General features: G+C 74.3%; 17 protein-coding genes. 10 read left to right on the forward strand and 7 right to left on the reverse strand.

The window, feature by feature from the left end; translation table 11 throughout:
- Positions 1-274: 274 nt before the first annotated feature.
- Positions 275-1,543, forward strand: coding sequence for a hypothetical protein (locus tag WAB15_RS12415; RefSeq protein ID WP_407286234.1), 1,269 nt, complete (start codon positions 275-277; stop codon positions 1,541-1,543).
- On the forward strand, positions 1,540-2,202 hold the full coding sequence (locus WAB15_RS12420) for a hypothetical protein (protein WP_407286235.1): 663 nt from the start codon (positions 1,540-1,542) through the stop codon (positions 2,200-2,202). Before WAB15_RS12415 ends, WAB15_RS12420 begins: the two co-directional genes overlap by 4 nt.
- On the opposite strand, the gene WAB15_RS12425 is transcribed toward WAB15_RS12420, so the two are convergent.
- Positions 2,121-4,304, reverse strand: a complete 2,184-nt coding sequence (locus WAB15_RS12425; RefSeq protein WP_407286236.1) for an ATP-binding protein — start codon at positions 4,302-4,304, stop codon at positions 2,121-2,123. The two genes, WAB15_RS12420 and WAB15_RS12425, sit on opposite strands and share 82 nt — an antisense overlap.
- Before the next feature lie 240 nt (positions 4,305-4,544).
- On the opposite strand from WAB15_RS12425, the gene WAB15_RS12430 reads away from it, so the two are divergent.
- Positions 4,545-6,569, forward strand: a complete 2,025-nt coding sequence (locus WAB15_RS12430; RefSeq protein WP_407286237.1) for an FAD-dependent oxidoreductase — start codon at positions 4,545-4,547, stop codon at positions 6,567-6,569.
- A 95-nt stretch (positions 6,570-6,664) separates the two neighbouring features.
- Positions 6,665-7,219 carry a PadR family transcriptional regulator gene (locus tag WAB15_RS12435; protein ID WP_407286238.1) on the forward strand — a complete coding sequence of 185 codons (555 nt, stop codon included), beginning with the start codon at positions 6,665-6,667 and terminating at the stop codon, positions 7,217-7,219.
- Between the two features lie 103 nt (positions 7,220-7,322).
- On the opposite strand, the gene WAB15_RS12440 is transcribed toward WAB15_RS12435, so the two are convergent.
- The 3 genes from WAB15_RS12440 to WAB15_RS12450 all read right to left on the reverse strand — a co-directional run bounded on the left by WAB15_RS12440 (position 7,323) and on the right by WAB15_RS12450 (position 10,323).
- Complete coding sequence (locus WAB15_RS12440; protein ID WP_384436558.1) at positions 7,323-7,595, reverse strand: hypothetical protein; 273 nt, start codon at positions 7,593-7,595, stop codon at positions 7,323-7,325.
- A gap of 137 nt (positions 7,596-7,732) precedes the next feature.
- On the reverse strand, positions 7,733-9,319 hold the full coding sequence (locus WAB15_RS12445; RefSeq protein ID WP_407286239.1) for an AMP-binding protein: 1,587 nt from the start codon (positions 9,317-9,319) through the stop codon (positions 7,733-7,735).
- 95 nt (positions 9,320-9,414) lie between these two features.
- Positions 9,415-10,323: a Gfo/Idh/MocA family protein gene (locus WAB15_RS12450; protein WP_407286240.1), complete on the reverse strand. Its 909-nt coding sequence runs from the start codon at positions 10,321-10,323 to the stop codon at positions 9,415-9,417.
- A 213-nt stretch (positions 10,324-10,536) separates the two neighbouring features.
- Here WAB15_RS12450 and WAB15_RS12455 point away from each other — a divergent pair, with 213 nt between their 5' ends.
- From WAB15_RS12455 to WAB15_RS12480, 6 genes are all read left to right on the forward strand, one after another.
- A complete protein-coding gene (locus WAB15_RS12455) occupies positions 10,537-11,994 on the forward strand; it encodes a hypothetical protein (RefSeq protein WP_407286241.1) in 1,458 nt (485 codons plus the stop codon).
- Positions 11,991-13,133 carry an ARPP-2 domain-containing protein gene (locus WAB15_RS12460; protein WP_399151110.1) on the forward strand — a complete coding sequence of 381 codons (1,143 nt, stop codon included), beginning with the start codon at positions 11,991-11,993 and terminating at the stop codon, positions 13,131-13,133. The genes WAB15_RS12455 and WAB15_RS12460 overlap by 4 nt, the downstream gene beginning before the upstream one ends.
- 206 nt (positions 13,134-13,339) lie before the next feature.
- The gene (glnII, locus tag WAB15_RS12465; protein ID WP_399151109.1) at positions 13,340-14,359 is read left to right on the forward strand and encodes a glutamine synthetase; all 1,020 of its coding nucleotides are present in this window, start codon (positions 13,340-13,342) and stop codon (positions 14,357-14,359) included.
- Between the two features lie 149 nt (positions 14,360-14,508).
- Positions 14,509-15,453, forward strand: a complete 945-nt coding sequence (locus WAB15_RS12470; RefSeq protein ID WP_407286242.1) for a DUF6891 domain-containing protein — start codon at positions 14,509-14,511, stop codon at positions 15,451-15,453.
- 13 nt (positions 15,454-15,466) lie between these two features.
- Positions 15,467-16,054: a rhomboid-like protein gene (locus WAB15_RS12475; RefSeq protein WP_407286243.1), complete on the forward strand. Its 588-nt coding sequence runs from the start codon at positions 15,467-15,469 to the stop codon at positions 16,052-16,054.
- A 397-nt stretch (positions 16,055-16,451) separates the two neighbouring features.
- Positions 16,452-17,066, forward strand: a complete 615-nt coding sequence (locus tag WAB15_RS12480) for a winged helix-turn-helix domain-containing protein (RefSeq protein WP_407286244.1) — start codon at positions 16,452-16,454, stop codon at positions 17,064-17,066.
- 44 nt (positions 17,067-17,110) lie between these two features.
- On the opposite strand, the gene WAB15_RS12485 is transcribed toward WAB15_RS12480, so the two are convergent.
- Genes WAB15_RS12485 through WAB15_RS12495 form a run of 3 tightly spaced genes read right to left on the reverse strand, consistent with a single transcriptional unit; the run spans position 17,111 to position 19,420 of the window.
- Positions 17,111-17,755, reverse strand: a complete 645-nt coding sequence (locus WAB15_RS12485; protein WP_407286245.1) for a DedA family protein — start codon at positions 17,753-17,755, stop codon at positions 17,111-17,113.
- Positions 17,748-18,635, reverse strand: a complete 888-nt coding sequence (locus tag WAB15_RS12490; RefSeq protein ID WP_407286246.1) for a lysophospholipid acyltransferase family protein — start codon at positions 18,633-18,635, stop codon at positions 17,748-17,750. Before WAB15_RS12490 ends, WAB15_RS12485 begins: the two co-directional genes overlap by 8 nt.
- Complete coding sequence (locus WAB15_RS12495) at positions 18,632-19,420, reverse strand: GNAT family N-acetyltransferase (protein ID WP_407286247.1); 789 nt, start codon at positions 19,418-19,420, stop codon at positions 18,632-18,634. Before WAB15_RS12495 ends, WAB15_RS12490 begins: the two co-directional genes overlap by 4 nt.
- Positions 19,421-19,951 lie beyond the last annotated feature (531 nt).

Below are 19,951 nucleotides of genomic sequence, written 5' to 3' on the forward strand. Positions count from 1 at the left end.
CCATCGCCCCCCGGATGGTTCTCCTGCTTCCTGCCGCCCCGGCAGTTCCCGCGCAGGTGCACGGTGCATCGGATTCACTGTTGCGGCCGGGCCGGACCGGCCGGAGGGTGCGGGCCGGGGCGCACTGTCGCGCGAGGGGCGCACATGCCCCGTGCAGCTGTCAGCGGCGGCTTGCAGTTCGCCTGCAAGGTTTTTGCAACCCCGGCTGCAAGGATCCGCGGGCAGTCACCTCACCAGGACCCGATCGACTCAGGTAGGGAACGGGGGAGTTCACGTGAGTGTGACATGGGGGGACATCGACCGGCGGCATGTGCCGCTGCGCCTGGATGTCGACCGCTGGGCCACTCGCCGGGTGCGCAGGAGCGTACTGGCGGTGGTGCACACGGTCACCGCGGGGCAGCGGCTGCTGGAGGCGGTGGCGCTGTTCGACGGCGATCCCCGGGTGCAGGTGGTCTTCACCGCGGCGCCCGATGTCTTCAGCCATGGTGTGGACGCTTTCCTGGAGGACATCAAGGGCCTGGTACTGCCCTGGAGCCAGGCCGTCCAGACCAGGTTCGACCTCGCACTGGCCGCCAGCCACGGCGGTCTGCACGAGCTGCACGCCCCGGTGATCGTGCTCCCGCACGGCGCCGGGTACAACAAGCTGGTCTCCGCGCCCGCCGGCCGGCGCGGGCTCCCGGCGGTCGCGGCCGACCGCGGGGTGTACGGGCTGAGCCGTCAACGCCTGGTCAGGGACGGGGTGGTGGTGCCCGCGGCGATCGTGCTCGCCCATGAGGAGGAGCTCGGCCGGCTGGGCCGGGAGTGCCCGGAGGCGCTGCCCGCCGCGGAGGTCGTCGGGGACCCGTGCTTCGACCGCATCACCGCGAGCCTGCCCTCCCGCGCCCTGTACCGGGAGGCGCTCGGCACCGGCGCCCTCCAGGAGCTGGTGCTCATCTGCTCCACCTGGGGGCCCGACTCCCTGCTGGGGCAGGAGTGGGAGCTGCTGGAGCGGCTGGTCGCCGAGCTTCCCCGGGACGAGTTCCGGATCGCGGTCCTGCTGCACCCGAACGTCTGGAACGCCCATGGCGAGTGGCAGATCCGCAGCTGGTTCGCCGGGCTGGGGCGCCGCGGTGTCAGCCTGGTCAGCCAGTACGCCGACTGGTGCGGACCGCTCGTCGCCGCCGACTGCATCGTCGGCGACCACGGTTCGGTGTCGCTGTACGGGACGATGACCGGCGCGCGGATCCTCACGGCGGGAGCCGCGGCGGTGGAACTGGCACCCGGCTCGCCGATGGCGGAGCTGCACTCCCTCGCGCCCCGGCTCCGCGCCGACCGGCCGCTGCGCAGGCAGCTGCGCCGGGGCGCGGCCACCCACCGCGCCGACCGCTATGCGCGGATCGCGGCCCGGATCACCTCGGAGCCGGGGCGCTTCGCCCGGCGGATGCGGGCGCTGGTCTACCGCAAGCTTCGGCTGCGGGCACCGGCCGCCCGGCTGTGGCAGGAGCCGGCGGCGCTGCCGCTCACGGTGCGCTACGGCAGCGCGCCGGGCGGGGTGGCGTCATGAGCACGCTGCGGCTGGTGCTGACGGGGCCGGGGCTTGCGGGTTCCCCGGCCGGGACCGTCGCCGATATCTCTACCGGTGCCGGTGCCGGTGCCGACACCGTCTCCGTCGCGGTCGCCGTCTCCGTCGCGGTCGCCGCGCCTGCCGCCGCCGCGGAGTCCGTCCGCGCGGCGTACGGAGCCGTGCACCGGGTGCGGGTCGGCCTGCTGCTGCCGGGCTCCGGGCGGCCGGTCGTGGACCGTCATCTGCGCGTAAGGGCCCCGGCGCCACGGCCCTGGCCACGGCTCGCCGACGTACTGGCCGTGCCGGGCGCGGACGCCGCGGCGGCCGAGGACATGGCGGGGCGCCATCCGGGCGCCGCGGTGGTGGCCGTGTACGGCGACGGCGAGCGGTGCGGTCTGCGGCTCGGCGGGCCGTACGGCTCCGGCGGTGCGCTGCTGGAGCTGGACGCCCGGCGCTCGGCCGGGATCTGCTGGGAGACCTGGGCCTCGCTGGCACACGCCTGGCTGGTGGCGGGGCTCTCGGTGGCGGGGCTGGCCTCCGCCGCGGTGCGGGTGATCCGGCGCCCGGTGCCGTGGGTTCAGTCCGGAGCGCCGTCGCCCAGCAGCGCCAGCCGCGCGCGCACCGCGGCGGCGGGCTCGGGGCGGTCGACCGACAGATAGAGGTCCAGCGCCTCCCGGTAGCGCCGCCGGGCCAGGTCCGGTCGTCCGAGCTGCTCGGCGGCCTCGGCCAGGGACGCAAGGGCGCGGGCCGTCTCATAGCCGGCGGCGACGCCGCGCAGCACGGCCAGCGCCTCGGACAACCGGTCCGCCGCCGGCTCCGGCGCACCGCGGCGGAGCAGGACCCGGCCGAGCAGCAGGGTCGCCCGCGCGGCGTTGTACGGATCGTCCGCGGCCAGCAGCGTCGTACGCGCCGCGTCGGCGTCGGCGGCCGCCCGGTCGAACAGGCCGGTGGCGAGGGCGACATCGGCCGCGTTGAGCCGGGCCAGCCCGCCGGCGCGGACGTCTCCGCAGGCGGGCAGCTCGACGGCGGCCCGGGCGAACAGCTCGGCGGCCCGGGCGGGCCGGCCGGCCCGCTGATGGGCCAGCCCGCGGTAGTTCAACGTCCGGGCCTCGCCCAGTGCGTCACCGCGGGCGGCGAAGATCCGCGCCGCCCGCTCGAACATCTCCAGCGCGCGGTCGAAGCGGCCGGCGCCCAGCTCCCCCAGGCCCCCGGAGGTGAGCATCCGGCACTCGGCCGCGGTGTCCCCCGCCTCCTGTGCCGCGGCGAGCCCCTCGGCGTGGACGGCGCGCCAGTGGTCGTAGTGCTTGCGCCGGGGGAAGAGCGGCCACATGGCGTCGGCGAGCTGCCAGCCGACCGGCCCCAAGCCCGCGGTCCGCGCGCGGCGGATCACCGCCGTCAGATTGTCCAGTTCCCGCTCCAGCCAGTCGAGTGCCGCCTCGGCCCCCTCCCCCAGCTCCTCGGTGACCACGGGGCCCGGGCCGAAGGTGCGCGGCAGTCCGTCCCGCCCCGGGTCGGTGATCTGCTCGACGCGGGCGGCGGTGGCCAGATAGTGCTCCGCGATGCGCCGTAACGCCGCGGTCCGCTCCGCCGGGGTCTCCTCCTCGCAGGCCTTGGCGGCGGCGTGTAACCGTACGAGGTCGTGGAAGCGGTAGCGGTCCTCGCCGACGTCGATCAGCAGATTCCCGTCGTGCAGCACATCCAGCAGCTCCGGGGCGTCGGCCGGTTCCGGGCACGGGGCGGGCTCCGGGCCCGGTCTCGGTTCCAGGGCGCCCGATCCGGCCAGTACGGCCCGTGCCACGGCGCTGCCGAACTCCCTTCCCGGGTGCAGGCCGAGCAGCCGGTAGAGCCGGGCCGCCGCGCTCGGCAGGCCTTCGTACGACAGGTCCAGCACACCGCGCACGCTGAGGTCGCCGTCGATGGCCAGCTCGTCCAGCCGCCGCCGCTCCTCGGTCAGCGCCCGGACCATCGTGGTGATCGGCCGGTGCGGGCGGGCGGCGAGCCGGGCGCCGACGACCCGTACCGCCAGCGGCAGACCGGCGCACAGGCCCGCCAGGGTGCGGGCGTCGTCCGGCTGGTCGGCCACCCGGCCGTCGGCCAGGGTGTCCGCCAGCAGCTCGACCGCCGCCTCCAGGCCGAGCGGCTGCAGATGGACCTGGTGGCAGCCTTCGAGGGTCAGCCCGGACAGCCGCTGCCGGCTGGTGACCAGCGTGACGCTCGGCCCGCCCGGCAGCAGCGGGCGCACCTGGGCGGCGGTCGCGGCGTCGTCGAGCAGCACCACTATCCGCAGTTCGGCGGTCAACGAGCGGTAGAGCGCGGCGCGTTCCGCGATACCGGACGGCACCGCCTGCGGGGGCACGCCCAGCGCGCGCAGAAAGCGGCTGAGCACCTCCGCCGGCTCGGCCGGGCCGTGCGGCGACTGCGCACCGAGGTCGGCGTAGAGCTGGCCTCCGGGGAAGTCCGCGCGCAGGGTGTGCAGCCAGGCGAGGGCCAGGGCGGTCTTGCCGACCCCGCCCAGTCCGCTGACCGCGGCCAGACAGGAGTGCCCCTCCCGCGCGGCCTGTGCGCGGTGGCGCTCCAGGAGCGTCAGCTCGGCCGTGCGGTCGGTGAGCCCGACGGCCGGCGGAAGCTGCCAGAGCACCTGCGGTACGGCCGGCGCCGCGGCGCGGATGTGGATGCCGCCGTGGACGGTTCCGGCCTGCACGCTGGGGCCGTGGACGACCCCGTTCACCTCGTTGTGGCTGCCTTGGTCATGCCCGCGCACGCGTCCCCCTCCGCCGTCACCGACTCCGGCCGGTGACCGGCCGGTTCCCCAGGAGCAGTATTTCCGCGCCGGCTGTGGGCAACCAGGGAGCCGGCCGGCGGGCGCCGCCCCTTTATGCAGCCGGCAAGGGCGGGGCGCCGGCGTCCAGTCGCCTCGCTCACAGTTTTTGCAACTTGTTGCATAACGAGGGACGGCTGGTCTACAACGGTGCGTACCGTCCGCCGCGCAAGGAGGCCACCCATGAGCCCCACGACCCCGTATCCGCACCTGATGAGCCCGCTCGACCTCGGGTTCACCACGCTGCCCAACCGGGTGCTGATGGGGTCGATGCACATCGGCCTGGAGGAGGCCGAGAACGGGTTCGCGCGGATGGCCGCCTTCTACGCCGCCCGCGCCCGGGGCGGCGTCGGCCTGATGGTGACCGGGGGCATCGCACCGAACGAGGCGGGACGGCCGTACGAGGGCGGGGCCAAGCTGACCACGCCGGAGGAGGCGGCGCAGCACCGGACCGTGACCGAGGCGGTGCACGCCGCGGGCGGGCGGATCGCGATGCAGATCCTGCACTTCGGGCGGTACGCCTACCACGCCGACCTGGTCGCCCCGAGCGCGATCCAGGCGCCGATCAGCCCCTTCACCCCGCACGCGCTCACCGACGACGAGGTCGAGCAGACCGTCGAGGACTACGTCCGGGCGGCGGAGCTTGCCAAGTCCGCCGGGTACGACGGCGTCGAGGTCATGGGCTCGGAAGGGTATTTGATCAACGAGTTCATCGCCGGGGCCACCAACCACCGCACGGACCGGTGGGGCGGCTCGTACGAGAACCGGGTGCGCTTCCCGCTGGAGATCGTGCGCCGCATCCGGGAGCGCGTCGGGACGGACTTCATCCTGATCTACCGGCTGTCGATGCTGGACCTGGTCCCGGGCGGCTCGACGCTTCAGGAGGTGGTCGCGCTCGCCAAGGAGATCGAGGCCGCGGGCGCGACGATCATCAACACCGGGATCGGGTGGCACGAGGCCCGCATTCCGACCATCGCGACGTCGGTGCCGCGCGGCGCCTTCACCTGGGTGACCAAGCGGCTGATGGGAACGGTCTCGGTTCCGCTGGTGACCAGCAACCGGATCAACACCCCTGAGGTCGCCGAGGAGTTGCTCGCCGACGGCCGGGCCGACATGGTCTCGCTGGCCCGGCCGTTCCTGGCCGATCCGGACTTCGTCGGCAAGGCGAAGGAGGGCCGGGCCGAGGAGATCAACACCTGCATCGGCTGCAACCAGGCCTGCCTCGACCACACCTTCAGCGGGCAGATCACGTCCTGCCTGGTCAATCCGCGGGCCTGCCACGAGACCGAGCTGGTGCTCGCGCCGACCCGGCTGCGCAAGCGGCTCGCGGTGGTCGGCGCCGGTCCGGCGGGGCTGGCCTGCGCGGTGTCCGCCGCCGAACGCGGCCACGACGTCACGCTGTTCGACGCCGCGGCGGAGATCGGCGGGCAGCTGAACATCGCCAAGCGGGTGCCGGGCAAGGAGGAGTTCGACGAGACGCTGCGCTACTTCCGTACCCAGCTCGCACTGCGGGGCGTGCACGTTCGGCTGAACTCCCCCGTCTCGGCCGGCGATCTCGACGCCTACGACGAGGTGGTGGTCGCCACGGGTGTCACCCCGCGCGTCCCGGAGATCGAGGGGATCGACCACCCGAGCGTCGTCAGCTACCTCGATGTGCTGCGCGCCGGCGCGCCGGTGGGCGAGCGGGTCGCGATCATCGGCGCGGGCGGGATCGGCTTCGACGTCGCGGAGTTCCTGACCGATGCCGGCGCGGGGGCGAGCCAGGACCCGGAGACGTACTTCCGCGCCTGGGGTGTGGACACGGCGTACGGCGAGCGCGGCGGGCTGCGGGCGCCCGAGCGGACCAAGGCGCCCCGCCAGGTGCATCTGCTCCAGCGCAAGACCTCCAAGGTCGGCGCCGGTCTGGGCAAGACCACGGGCTGGATCCACCGTACGGAGCTCCGGCACCGGGGCGTGACGATGATCGCCGGGGCGACGTACGAGCGGATCGACGACGAGGGGCTGCACCTCACGGTCGGCGGCGCGGCCACCACGCTCGCCGTGGACACGGTCGTACTGTGCACCGGCCAGGAGCCGCGCCGGGAGCTGTACGAGGAGCTGCGGGCACAGGGGCGGGCGGTGCATCTGATCGGCGGGGCGGACGTCGCCGCCGAGCTGGACGCCAAGCGCGCGATCAAGCAGGGGACGGAGCTGGCGGCGGCGCTGTGACCTGCCACCGCGCCCTGGGGCGGGTCTCGGGGCGGACCTGGGGAACCGGGTCCGCCCCAGGGCCGGGCCCCTGGGGCAGAGCCTAGGATTTCCCCATGTCCCTCCCGCACGCGATCCTCACCGCCCTGCTTGAGAAGCCGTCGTCGGGGCTGGAGCTGACCCGCCGGTTCGACCGGTCGATCGGCTACTTCTGGCCGGCCACGCATCAGCAGATCTACCGGGAGCTGGGCAAGCTGGAGCAGGCCGGGTTCATCCGGGCGCTGCCGTCCGAGCAGCCGTCCCGGGGGCAGAAGAAGGAGTTCGAGGTGCTGCCGGCGGGACGTGCGGAGCTGACCGCATGGGCGTCCGGCGAGCAGGACTCCAAGCCCGTCCGCAACGCGCTGCTGGTGCGGCTGCGGGCGGCCGCGGTGGTGGGGGACGCCGGCCTCGGCGAAGAGCTGCACCGCCATCTCGCCCTGCACCGACGACAGTTGGCGGAGTACGAGGAGATCGAGGGACGCGACTTCGGCACCGCGACGGAGCCGGAGGACCGGCTGCGGCGGATGGTGCTGCGGGCCGGCATCGGGCTGGAGACGTTCTGGGTGCAGTGGCTGGAAGAGGCGCTGGCGGAGGTGGCGGAAATGCCGCCGGGCGAGCGACCCGGGGAGTGAACCCCGAGCCGCCCGCCGGACCCCGTCGACGGTTGCCGTGCGTCGACGGTTGCCGTGGATCAGCGGCCGTGGACCAGGACGTCCAGGGCGCGCACCGGGTGGATCAGCAGTTGTCGTAGATCAGGGCGCGGACCAGGCGGCAGGTCGTGTCGGAGGGGCTGTGCACCCCGATTTCCGCGGCGGTGCTGCGGATCTTGCGGTTGTGGGCCTGCTCGGGGCGGTAGACGCCGGTGTCGAGCAGGGCTATGGCCAGACGCATGGCCTTCAGGCGGCGGTTGTGGGATTCGTACCGCTCGCGCGGCCATCCGGCGGGCAGCGGCTTCTTGGGCAGCGGGTGGGCCGGGAGAGGCTTCGTCATGAGTGTGGCAGCGGCCATCGGCGACCTCCTGGAGCGTGGAAAAACCCTCACTGACTGGTTCCCATTCTACTGGCCCCCACTGACAAAAGCCCCTGGCCAGGGGCGATTTGGGGCCTCTGGCCAGGGGCGCGTCGGGACCGCCGGGGCGGGCCGGTTCAGGACGTGGCGACGGCGGCCCGCAGCTGGGCCTTGTCGGGCTTGCCGACGGGGGTGAGGGGGATCTCGTCCACCACCCGGATGGCGACGGGGGCGTAGAGCGCGCCCTTGTGCTCGGTGACGAAGGCGCGCAGAGCGGCGGTGTCCACCCGGCGGGCCGGGGCGGGGACGACCGCGGCGTGCACCTGCTCCGCCTCGTCGGCCGTGCGCACCCCGTAGACGGCGCAGTGGGCGACCGCCGGGTGGGTGTGCAGCAGGTCCTCGACCTCCGCCGGGTGGACATGGCCCCCGACGACGATGATCACGTCCTTGACCCGGTCGACGAGGTAGAGCCGGCCGTCGTCGTCCAGGCAGCCCACGTCGCCGGTGCGCAGCCAGCCGTCGCCGGTCAGCGCCCGCGCGGTCAGCTCGGGCTGCTTCCAGTAGCCCGTCATCACGCCGGCGGAGCGTACGTGGACCTCGCCCTGCGCCCCCGCCGGCAGGTCCCGCCCGTCGGCGTCGCGGATCGCCAGCTCGACACCGGGCAGCGCCCGGCCGACGGTGATCCGGCCGTCGGGGCCGGTCGGGGTGTGGTCCGCGGGGAGGGCCGTGGTGATCGACATCGCCTCGGACATGCCGTACATCCCGTACAGCACCGGGCCGAAGGCCTTGGCGGCCTCCATCAGCCGGGACGGGGAGGCCATGCAGCCGCCGTAGACGATGCTGGTCAGCGAGGCGAGGTCGGTCGTGGGGAGGGCCGGGTCGTCCAGGAGGCGGTACAGCAGCGGGGGCAGCAACCACAGGTGGCTGATGCGGTCGTGGGCGACGGCGGCGAGGACGGCGGCCGGGTCGAAGGCGCGGTGCAGTACGACGCTGCCGCCGGCGGCGAGCGTCACATCGCTCAGCACGCCCGCCAGGTGGGACAGCGAGGTGCAGGCGAGGAACCGGGGCCGCTCGCCGGTGCCCGCCGACTGCTGGGCGATCATCCCGGCGTACGGGGCGTGCGCCATCCGGACCCCCTTGGGGATGCCGGTCGTTCCCCCGGTGTGCCGGATGCACCAGTCGTCCTCCGGGCGGGCGGCGCTCGGGACGGCGGGGGTGGCCGGCAGGGCGGCGCAGGCGGCCGTCAGGTCGGGGCCGAGGTCGGACGACGCCGGACCGAAGGTCATGACCTCGGGCAGCGGGCCCTCGGTGTGCGCGAGGAGGTCGCGTGCGGTGTCGTGCAGCGCCGGGTCGACGAGGAGCAGGGCGGTCTCGGCGCTCGCCACGACACGGGCCAGGGTCTCGGCGGCCATGCCGTCGTAGAGGAGGACCACGCGGGCGCCGAGGAGGTTGACGGCGTAGCGGGCGGCGAGCGCCTCGGCGCGGTTGCCGCTGAGGACGGAGACGGTGCGGCCGCGGCCGATGCCGCGGTCGGCCAGCACGGCCGCCATCCGGTGGACGGTGGCGTGTAAGGCGCCGGCGGTGACCTCGGGGCGGGCCTCCCCGCCCGGTCTACCGGTGGCGCCCTCCCTCTCCGGGCCGGTCAGTACGGTCCGGGAGGGGTCCTGGGCGAGGGCGGCCAGGATGGTGTCGACGTAGCTGGTGAATCCGGTGGCGGGCGGCATGGCGGTGGTGCTCCTCGGTGCGGCGGCGGTGCGTCGGACACCTCTGACGCTAAGCGCGATCGCTCATGCACTCCATGACCAATTCCGCCATGTGGTCATGCCCCCAGAGGCATGAGCGGTGCCAGTGTCCCCTCCGCCGCGGCCAGGATCTCGGTGACCCGCAGCCCGAAGTGGATGTCGCAGGCGTTCGGCAGGCCGGTGCCGGCGGCGGCGAGCAGGGCGTCGACGGCACGGTGGTAGGCCGCGTCGGGGCCGTGCCGGCGGCGCGGCAGGGTGGCGACGCCGGCGGTGCCGCGGAGGGTGACCTCGACGCCGGACGCGGCGGCCGGGGCGGCGAGGCCCACCGTCGCCGAACTGGCCGCCCCGCTGCTGTGACGCATCGCCAGCAGGACGGTGTCGGCCGGGCCCCGGGCGGCGGTGATCGCCTCCACGTCACCGAGGACCGCGAGGAGCACGGAGAGCGCATGCGGGCCGATGTCCCACAGGCCGCCCTTCTCGCGGCGCCAGGGCGAGCGGGCGTACGGGCTGGTGGTGTCCTCGACGAAGACCGGGGCGAGCCAGTCGGCGTGCGCGGTGAACCAGCCGCCGGCGGCCGCCTGGGCGGCGATCCACTCGCCCTCCTCCTCGCCGAAGCGCGCGGTGAAGAAGACCACCGAGGCGACGCCGGCGCGGTCGACGGCGTCGGCGGCGGCCCGCGCCTCGGGCACGGAGGTGGCGACCGGCTTGTCCAGCAGCAGATGGCAGCCGGCCTCGGCGGCGCGCACCGCCAACGGGGCCTGGACGGACGGCGGCAGGGCGATCGACACCGCGTCGCAGGCGGCGAACAGCTCTCCGGGGGTGGCGTACGGGCGGGAGCCGTGGGCCTGGGCCAGCGCGGCGGCGGCCTCCGGTCTGCGCCCCCAGATACCGGTGAGCTCGACGCCGGGGTGCGCGGCGAGGGCGGGGGCGTGGACGCCGCGCGCCCAGGGGCCGGTGCCGAGGAGTCCGATGCGCAGGGTCGTCATGGGGCCAGTGTCCCGCGGGGTGCGGCGCGGCACGAGCATCCGGCGGCCGTGGCCCCGGCGGGTAATCCATATGCCCGTACGCGCGGGCGGTGTTACGTTGCACGGGCCGGCCGCGGGACTCCGGTGCGACTTCCGGACCTGCTCTGCAAAGCAACGATTCGCTGCTCGTGCCCCCATTCCCCGGCCGGCATCCGACGGACGGGGGAGGACGGGGTGGCGAGCGGCTCGGATCTGGTGGCGGCCGAGGACGTGCTGCTGTTCGTCAATGCCGCGATCACCTCCACCGGGCAGCGCGAATTCCACTCCGACGCCGGTGCGCAGCAGTTGTCGCTGGACTTCCTGCACGCATACGTCCGCATCAACTACCGCCCCCTGTACGCCGCCTCGCTCGCGCTGGACATCAACGACCACAACGCGGCGCTGATCGTGCAGGAGCTGCTGCGGACCGCGGGCGAGGCGACGGCCCAGGAGCGACGCACCGAGGGGCGGCTGATCGCGGCCCGGCTGGCGCGGCTGCCCGCACCGCGCGTGTACCGCCTGTTCCGCGCGCTGCGCACCGCCAAGGTCAACAACCGCCGCACCCGCGCGATCATGCGCGACTGGTTCGCGGCGCGCCCGGATGCGGCCCTGGACGCCGTGAAGTACCGGGGCGGCCTCAAGTGCGCGGCGCGCCATGCCCATCTGCCGCTGGACGGCCCGGCGGACACCGGTGGCGAGCTGGGCGACTTCCTCTTCGCACCGGACCGCCGCAAGCACTTCACCACCCCGCTGCTGGACGCCTGGCGCCGGGCGCACTACGAGCAGGGCGCGGTGTACGAGCTGCCGTTCACCGTCGCCGAGGGCTTCGCGGCGGCGCACGGCATCGACCGCCGCGTCTTCCTGGAGCGCATCGCACCGCGTATGACGCGGCTGGAGCGGCTGCGCACGCAGGAGTCGGCCCGTGCGCGGGGTGCCCGGGTGGACCTCGATCTCGGCGGGCAGCCGCTGACCCGGCTGGCCTCGTACGTCCTCGGGCTGCCGCTGGGCGACCGGGCCGCGCGGCGCGTCGAGCTGACCGGTGCGCTGCGGGCGGCGGCGCGGCGTACGGCCGGTGCGCAGGCCGGGACCTGGGGCCGGGTGGCGGCCGTATTGGACGACAGCTTCTCCACCACCGGCTCGCGGCAGAAGCGGCACCGCCCGCTGGCGACCGCGCTGGCCTGCCACTTCCTGCTGGAGGCGCTTGCGGAGACGTATCTGCCCCGGTGGACCTCGGGGCGGCGGGACGCGCTGCTGGCCTTCCCCTACGGGCCGACCCCCCTGGGGATGCGGCTGCTGGACGCGCTGGAGGACGCGCCGGAGCGGCTGGTGATCGTCTCCGACGGATGGGACAACGCGCCGCCCGGCCTGGCCGGTGAGGTGCTCCGGGTGTGGCGCACCCGGCTCGATCCGGAGCACCGCACCTCCGTGGTGCACCTCAACCCGGTCTACGACGCCGAGGACTTCGCCGTACGGCGGCTGTCCGCCTCGGTGCCGACGGCCGGGGTGCGCGACGCGGAGGATCTGCCGGCGCTGGTACCGCTGGCGCGGTTCGCCGAGGGCCGTACGGGACCGGCCGAGCTGCGGGCCCATCTGGACGACCGGGTGCGGCGGTTCCTGGGCGAAGAGCCGGGACGGAAGGGGGCTTGGGCATGAGCGGGCTGGATCTGAGCGGGCTGCGCGCCCGGCCGGCCCAGGTGTGGGGCGCGGTCCGGCTCGTCCCGTTGGTGCGCGCCGAGCCGATCGTCGATCTCCGGCTGCACCGCGAGCTGTACGAGGACGGCCCGGCGACCGTGGCGGCCGACCGGAACACCTCCTACACCTCGTACATCCCGCATGGGTTCGTGGCCGACTGGACCTCCGACGGATCGCCCGCGGCCGCGTACGGCTCGCAGCTGAGCGACGGGCGCGGCCCGGTGGACTGTGCGCCGCTGCACTTTCCGCGCCGGCTCGTCCAGAAGCGGGGCACGGCGCCCGGGAAGGGGCGCTCGCCCGGCGGGCCTTCGGGCGGGCTGCGCTTCCTGCCGCTCCATCTGGCGCTCGACGGCTATCTGGCGCTGCACTTCGGCGGCCCGTCGATCGTGTGGGAGGAGTGGACCCGGCGGGCGGTGCGCGACGGGCTCTCGCCACGTGCGGAGCGGGCCTACCGGGGCGAGCGGGTGCGCGGGCTCGATGACGCACTGCGGGTCTTCGAGATCCACCCGGGGCAGTGCGGTGTGCTGGTGTACGTCGCCGACGCGCTGGCCGCCGCCTTCGTGGTGCCGCACCCGGACGACTACCGGGCGCTGCACCCGTCCCTGCTGCAGGACCTCTACGGCGAGCTGATGTACCAGTACGCCCTCTACGGTGGACCGGTGCCGGAGTTCACCGCCCGGATCGCGGCGGAGTACATCACCTCGCTCGGGGAGCTGCGATCCGCCGCCGAGCGCCGGGCCCGGGAGTGGGAGGCGCAGCACGCCGACCTGATGGCGGGCGAACTGCTCGACGAGTCCTACGACGTCCGGCGGGTGTACCGGATGGGGCGCTTCCGGCTGTCGCGCTTCCTGCCGCCCTTCGCGCTGCACCGCCCCCAGCACATCGGCGAGCTGATCACGGACGGAAAGGGGCGGGTCGCCTATCTCAAGACGTTCCGGCTCTCCGACAAGCAGGTCCGGCGCGGCCATGTGCTGCACCGGCTCGCCGCGCACGAGTGGCATGTGGGGCGTACCGCGGAGGCGATGGGGATCAGCGGCCGGGAGCTGGTGCGGCGCGTCGACCATCTGGGATTCCAGGGCCTGCTGAAGTGCTTCGGTTGAGCTTTGCACCACACGGCGAGAGGCAAAGCAGGGCATATCGGAATGGGCAAACCGGGGCACAGTCGGACGTAAATCCGCGGAACCGCGAGATGTCCGGTTGAGTAACCTGCGGTTCACATATGGGCAACGGACGGGAAACGGCCTGTTGCGAGTGTGCGGCAGTACGCCCGCACGCGTACCCGCACCTACCCGTATAAGAGGACCCCGTGACCATCAAGGCCGAGTACATCTGGATCGACGGCACCCAGCCGACCGCCAAGCTCCGTTCCAAGACCAAGATCCTGGCGGATGGATCCAAGCTGCCGCGCTGGGGCTTCGACGGGTCCAGCACCAACCAGGCGGAGGGCCACTCCTCGGACCTCGTCCTGGAGCCGGTGTTCAGCTGCCCGGACCCGATCCGCGGCGGCGACCACCTGCTGGTGCTGTGCGAGGTGCTGCACACCGACCTGACCCCGCACCCCTCCAACACCCGCGCGCTGCTGCGCCCGGTGGCGGAGAAGTTCGCCGGCCAGGAGCCGATCTTCGGCATCGAGCAGGAGTACACCTTCCTCAAGGGCGACCGTCCGCTGGGCTTCCCCGAGGGCGGCTTCCCGGCGCCCCAGGGCGGCTACTACTGCGGTGTCGGCGCGGGCGAGATCTTCGGCCGGGAGATCGTCGAGAAGCACCTCGACCTGTGCCTGGCGGCCGGCCTCGGTCTGTCCGGCATCAACGCCGAGGTCATGCCCGGCCAGTGGGAGTTCCAGGTCGGCGCCCTGGCGCCGCTGGAGGTCTCGGACCACATGTGGGTGGCGCGCTGGCTGCTGCACCGCGTGGCGGAGGAGTACGGCGTCACCGCGTCGCTGGAGGCCAAGCCGGCCAAGGGCGACTGGAACGGCGCGGGTGCGCACACCAACTTCTCCACCCGTGCGATGCGCGAGGGCTACGACGCGATCATCACCGCCTGTGAGGCGCTGGGCGAGGGCGACAAGCCGCTGGAGCACGTGCGCCAGTACGGCACCGGCATCGAGGACCGGCTGACCGGCGCGCACGAGACCGCCCCGTGGGACGAGTACAGCTACGGCGCCTCCGACCGCGGCGCCTCGGTGCGCATCCCGTGGCAGGTCGAGGTGGAGAAGAAGGGCTACATCGAGGACCGTCGGCCGAACGCCAACGTCGACCCGTACGTGGTCACCCGGCTGATCGCGGACACCTGCTGCACGGAACTGGCGCGACGCGAGCAGATCTGAGCGAGCAGGCTGCGCGGGCAGAGTCGAGGCAGGCGGAACGCACGCGCAGGAGAGGGCCGGGCCGAGGGGCCCGGCCCTTTCGCGTGCCCGGCGCGGCTCCTCGCGCCGGGCCGCGGCCGGTTGTCAGTGGCGGCTGGCAGGCTGGGGACATGCTTGCGATCAGCGTCAAGACCGAGACCGGGGCGGACCGTTCACGCCCCACGGCAGCCGAGCTGGCAGGGCTGCTGCGGCGAATCGGCGGCGACGGCGACCACTTCGTCGTCGTCGACCGGCTGCCGGCCGAGGACCAGGTGTACGTGCAGACCTGGCGGGACGGCGACGGACCGTTCCGGGTGGAGCACCGCGACGGCGCACCGGAGCGGCACTTCTCCGCGGGGACCGACGACGCCGAGCGGGTCGCCGAGGCCTTCGTGGACTGGGCGCGCGGCGGGGAGTCGTGGCGTACGGCGCTGGACTGGCAGCCCGCGGACCTGTTCTCCACGCCCGGGCTGGCCCCGGAGACCCGAGCGGCCGCCGAGGAGCAGGCTCGCAAGGGCATCCGGTCCGGCTTCCGCACCTTCCACGAGGTCGCGCAGGGCGTCTGCGACGCCTTCGACCCCGCGGACACCCCGGTCTCGCCGGAGGAGGCACGGCGGATCGTCGCCGGCCTGTGGGAGGAGCGGCTGACCGAGCAGGCCGACTGGCCCGAGGTCACCGACGCGGACCGGGTCGCGCAGGCCTTCGCCGCGCTGGGGGCCGAGGGGCTGACGGCCCGGATGGACTTCACCTGCTGCAGCCGCTGCGGGCTCGGCGAGATAGCCGCCGAACGCGCCGAGGGCGACCGGGGCTTCGCCTTCTTCCACCACCAGGACACCGAGTCGGCCGCGGAGGGCCACGGGCTGGCGGTCCGATACGGCTCCTATGCGGACTTCGAGGAGGCAACGGGCGAGGCCCCGGCGAGTCAGGCACCCACGGACGAACGCGCCGAAATCGGACGGGCGGTGGCCGCGGCGCTCGGCGAGGCGGGCCTGTCGGTGCGCTGGGACGGCGATCCGGACCGGGTCGTCGAGGTCACCCCCTTGGACTGGCGCAAGCGGCTGCCGGCGGGGGCCTGAGATGACCCTCCGCATGCCATGGCTCGCGCCGCTCTACGTCGGCGCCGTACAGCTCGGCGCACACGCCACCGCGCGGCTGCCCGAAGAGCGGCGCACACAGCTGCTGCGCCGCCACTCCACCAATGTGGCCAATCTGCGGGCCGGCCGCTGGGAGACGCTGGCCACCAGCGCGGGCCTCGTCGAGGAGCCGCCGCCGATCCCGTACGCCGCCGCGCTGCTCGCCGCCCTGGGGACGGCCGAGACCCGCTGGGGCCCCGGGCGCGCGGCAGCGGTGTTCGCGGCCGGGCACACGGGCGCCAGCCTGCTGATATACGCGGGGCTGCGCGGCCGGGTCCGTACGAGTCCGCCGGACGCGACCGCGCGGGCCGTCGACGTCGGGGCCAGCTACGGCTTCAACGCCACGCTGGGCGCCCTGGCCGCGAGCGTCCCGCACCGCGGCGCCCGGGCCGCGGCGACCGCCGGGCTGCTGGCGCTGGGCATCCGCCCCGTACTCCGGCGCGGCCGGACGTTCACCGACGCCGGGCATCTGGCGGCGATAGCGCTCGGCGTGGCGCTGGGGTGCGGCATACGGGCGGGAGCGGGACGAGACGCCACCGCCTGAGCCGGGACCAGCACTTTTCGGCCATCGGCCCCCGTGGCCCCCCGCTCCCCAACTCCATGGCGAGGAAGCCGAGTCGGATCCGCGTCGCCCCCGGTCCCGCCGCCCGCGCGGGCCGGGCGCGGCGGAATCACGTCACACTGGCACCCGGACGAGGGACAGATCACCGACCGTCTGGTTCAATAAGGCCATGGCCAGCCTTACAGACAGCGCGACGGGTCGCAGCGACCTCGAGCCCTTCTGGCCGTCCCGGCAGGCTCACGCCTTCGACCTTCTGTGTTGCCGCGCACACTGAGCGCGGGCCCGCACACGCCTCATCGACGCCGCTGACCGGCGTCCCCAGCCCTGCCCGCGCGCACGACGTCCCCGACGCCCCTCTGCGCGAAAGAGCTGACTCCCGATGACGAACGTCCGTACCCTGGCCGCCAACTCCGCGACGGCTCCCGAGTCCCCCCGCACCACCCCGCACCCTCATCGCCACCGACTGCGCGCGGTGACACCCGACGAGGCCCTGCCCTCACCCGCCACCGCCCCGAACGGCGCGGCGCGGCACGATGTCCGCTCGGTCGCCGAACTGCTGGACTCCGGCGCGACCTGGATCCCGGCGCCCCAGCACAGCCTGCCCGCCCTGCCCGGCCAGCCGCCGATGGTCGGGTACCTGGTCCTCGTACCCGCCGAGCAGACCGTCGCGCAGCCGGCCGTCGAACCCGCGGTCGCGCCGACCGGCGACGAGATCGTGCGGATCGACCCCGAGCAGCGGACCGCGTACGTCCAGGGCCGGCCGCTGGATCTGACGTACCTCGAATTCGAGCTGCTGGCGCATCTGGTCGCCCACCCGCACCGGGTGCACACCCGCGACCAGCTGGTGACCACGGTGTGGGGGTACGGCCACGTCGGCGACGGCCGCACCGTCGATGTCCATGTCGCCCGGCTGCGCCGCAAGTTGGGCGCCCGGCACCGGGCGTCGATCGTGACGGTGCGCCGGGTCGGCTACAAGTACGTGCCGAGCGCCTGAGACCGGCGCCAGGGGGTGTCTCCCGAAGATCGGGGAGACACCCCCTAACCGCAACCGGCGCCGGCCCGCTCCTTCGGGGGCGGGAGGGCGCCCGGGCCGCGCCGGTACAGACACCCCACACCGGCCGCCACCAGGAGTCCGATTCCGGAGGCCAGCAGCATCGCCTCGGCCGGGGAGTCGGTGAGCGCCGCGCCGCCCAGGCCGCCGAGGGCCGCGCTGCACAGCGCCCAGACGCCCGCGCCCACCGCGTCCAGCAGCACGAAGCGGCGCAGCGGGAAGTGGACGCTGCCGGTGGACAGGGCGGAGACCACGCGGCCACCGGGCACGAAGCGGCCGCCGACGACGAGCAGGGCCGCATGCCGCTCGACCATCGCGCGGGCCCTGGCGTGCCGGGCGCGACCGCGTTCGCCGCGGAGCAGCCGGGCGGTGGCGCGTGGGCCGGCGTACCGGCCCACCGCGTAGCCCAGGCAGTCGCCGGCCAGCGCCCCGGCCGCCGCGACCCCCGCCAGCAGGGCGAGCAGCGGCAGGTCGGGGCCGATGAGCACGGCGACCAGGAGGACCGTGGTCTCGCTCGGCATGAACGGCAGCAGCGCGTCGAGACCGGACACCAGCAGCACGACCAGCCACAGCCAGGGCGAGTCCAGCAGGCCCTGGAGTGGCTCGGCGAGCTGGTCGAGCAGGTCAAACATGGGCCGGGGCATCCCGGACGTCCGCGGCCGCCACCGCCGTGTGCCGCACCGCCGCGCCCCGTACCGGTGCCGCCGCCGGCGACCGGCCGCCCAGCACCGCCCGTGCCGCACGCGCCGCCAACTCCCGGCGGTCCAGGCCCGGTTCCCCGCCCGCCGTGGTCAGCACCGGATGCGCGGTGACGCGTATCGTCAGCGCGCGGGCGGCGAGCACCCGGCGCAGCGAGCCGAGAAAGGTGTCCTCGCCGCAGAACGCGGCGACCGTGCTGGGCAGTTCCCGCTGGGTGTACTCGACGGTCACCGGCCGGACCGGTGCGCCCGCGTCGAGCGCGGCCTGGAAGGTGGCCCGGCGGAAGGTGCCCTGATCGGCGGTGCACCAGGTGGTGGCCTGCGGGAAGACCGCCACCGACCGTCCGGAGGCGAGCAGTCCGGTCAGGTCCCCTATGGCGCCGGGCAGCCCGCGGGGACTCGTCCGGTCGATGAAGTGCGTACCGGCTCTGCGGGCCAGTCCGCCGACCACCGGCCAGCCGCCGACCTCGCGCTTGGCGAGCAGGGTGACCGGTTCGACGGCGAGCAGGGCGGGGATGTCGAGCCAGGAGATGTGGTTGACGACCAGGAGGGTGCCGGGACCGCCCCCGGAGGTGAGGGTGCCGGGGCCCTCCCCCGGGCTGTCGAGGCGGATGCCCAGCGCGTGGAGCAGCCCGCCGGCGTGCGCCCGCAGCCGCACCGGATCGGCCATCCGCTCGCCATCCGCGAGCGCCCGGCGCACCCGGTGCGCGAACGCCGCCGAGCGCCGGGCGACACCGGTCGCCGGGATCCGCGGCAGGGCGTGTGCCGCGCAGCCCGGTGTGCAGTCGGACCAGACGTCCCAGGGGCCGTTCACCGCTCCCCCAGGAAGTAGCGCCGGTAGCGGTCGCCGAGCCGCTCCATGTCCAGCACGACGAAGAAGTCGGCGACGTCGAACTCCGGGTCGTGGGCGGGCGCGCCGCAGATGAAGGCACCGATGCGGAGGTAGCCGCGGAGCAGCGGGGGCAGCTGGGCCAGGCCGGGGCGGTCGGGCACCGGGACGGTGGAGTGCCAGGGGTGGTGCGGGGTGACCTGCAGCTCGGGCGGTGCGGCGTACCGGGTGCGGCCCAGCTCCCAGGCGTGGGCGGCGGCGGTGCCGCCGTCGGAGAGCGGGACGGAGGCGCAGCCGGCCAGGTAGCGGTGGCCGGAGAGCAGGGTGTAGCGGGCGAGGGCGGCCCACATCTGGGTCATCACCGCACCACTGCGGTGGTCGGGGTGGACGCAGGAGCGGCCTGCCTCGATGAGCGAGGGGCGCAGCTCTTCCAGGGCCCCGAGGTCGAACTCGCCGTCGGAGTACAGCCGCGGGCTGCGGCCGGGCGGCAGCAGGCGGTAGGTGCCGACGACCTCGTCGGTGGCGGTGCGGGTGACGATGAGGTGGTCGGCCAGCTCGTCGACGGCGTCGATGTCGTGGCCGGCCAGCGGGGAGTGCAGGGTCGCGCCCATCTCGCCGGCGAAGACCTCGTGGCGCAGCCGCTGCGCGGCGCGGATCTGTTCGGTGGTGTCGGCGATCTGCGCGGTGTAGTCGGGGACGGATGCGGCGGGTACCGCCGCGGGTCCGGGAGCGGTGCCGGGGGTGGTGGACGCGGTCGTTGCCATGCTCATGGGAGCCCTCCATGGGGAGTGGGGAGGCTGCGATAGACCGGCGGGCCACGGTCATGACCTGGCCCTTCTCTACGCGCCAGACTGTTCCCCGGCCCGACAGCCGGGCACGTGAAGCGCAGGGAGCTAGGGGGTGAGCCTCCGCGTAACACTGCGTTTTGCTGGCTTCCCACGTTTTCGGCTGTCCCGCCGTGGGGGTTTCGCGTGGTTCGCCTGCGGCGGGCCCCTCCGCTGCGCTTTGCTGCGGCCGACGTGTTCGACTTACTCGCCGTGGCGCCTGCGGCGGGCCCCTCCGCTGCGCTTTGCTGCGGCCGACGTGTTCGACTTACTCGCCGTTGCGCCTGCGGCGGGCGGGGTCCGCTGCGCGGGGCTGTTCGGCTGCCGGTGACGGGCCGGAGGGGTAGGGGTGTGGGACTGCTGCGCTTTACGTCCCACACCCCTACCCCTCCGGCCCGCCCCCTCCCGTAGTGGGTGGGAGAAGAACGGTGGGGGTGGACGTAAGCCCGTACGCGCGGGCAGTGGACGAATTAGGCA

It is taken from the genome of Streptomyces sirii, from assembly GCF_045690365.1.
In the GTDB taxonomy this organism is placed as follows: domain Bacteria; phylum Actinomycetota; class Actinomycetes; order Streptomycetales; family Streptomycetaceae; genus Streptomyces; species Streptomyces sirii.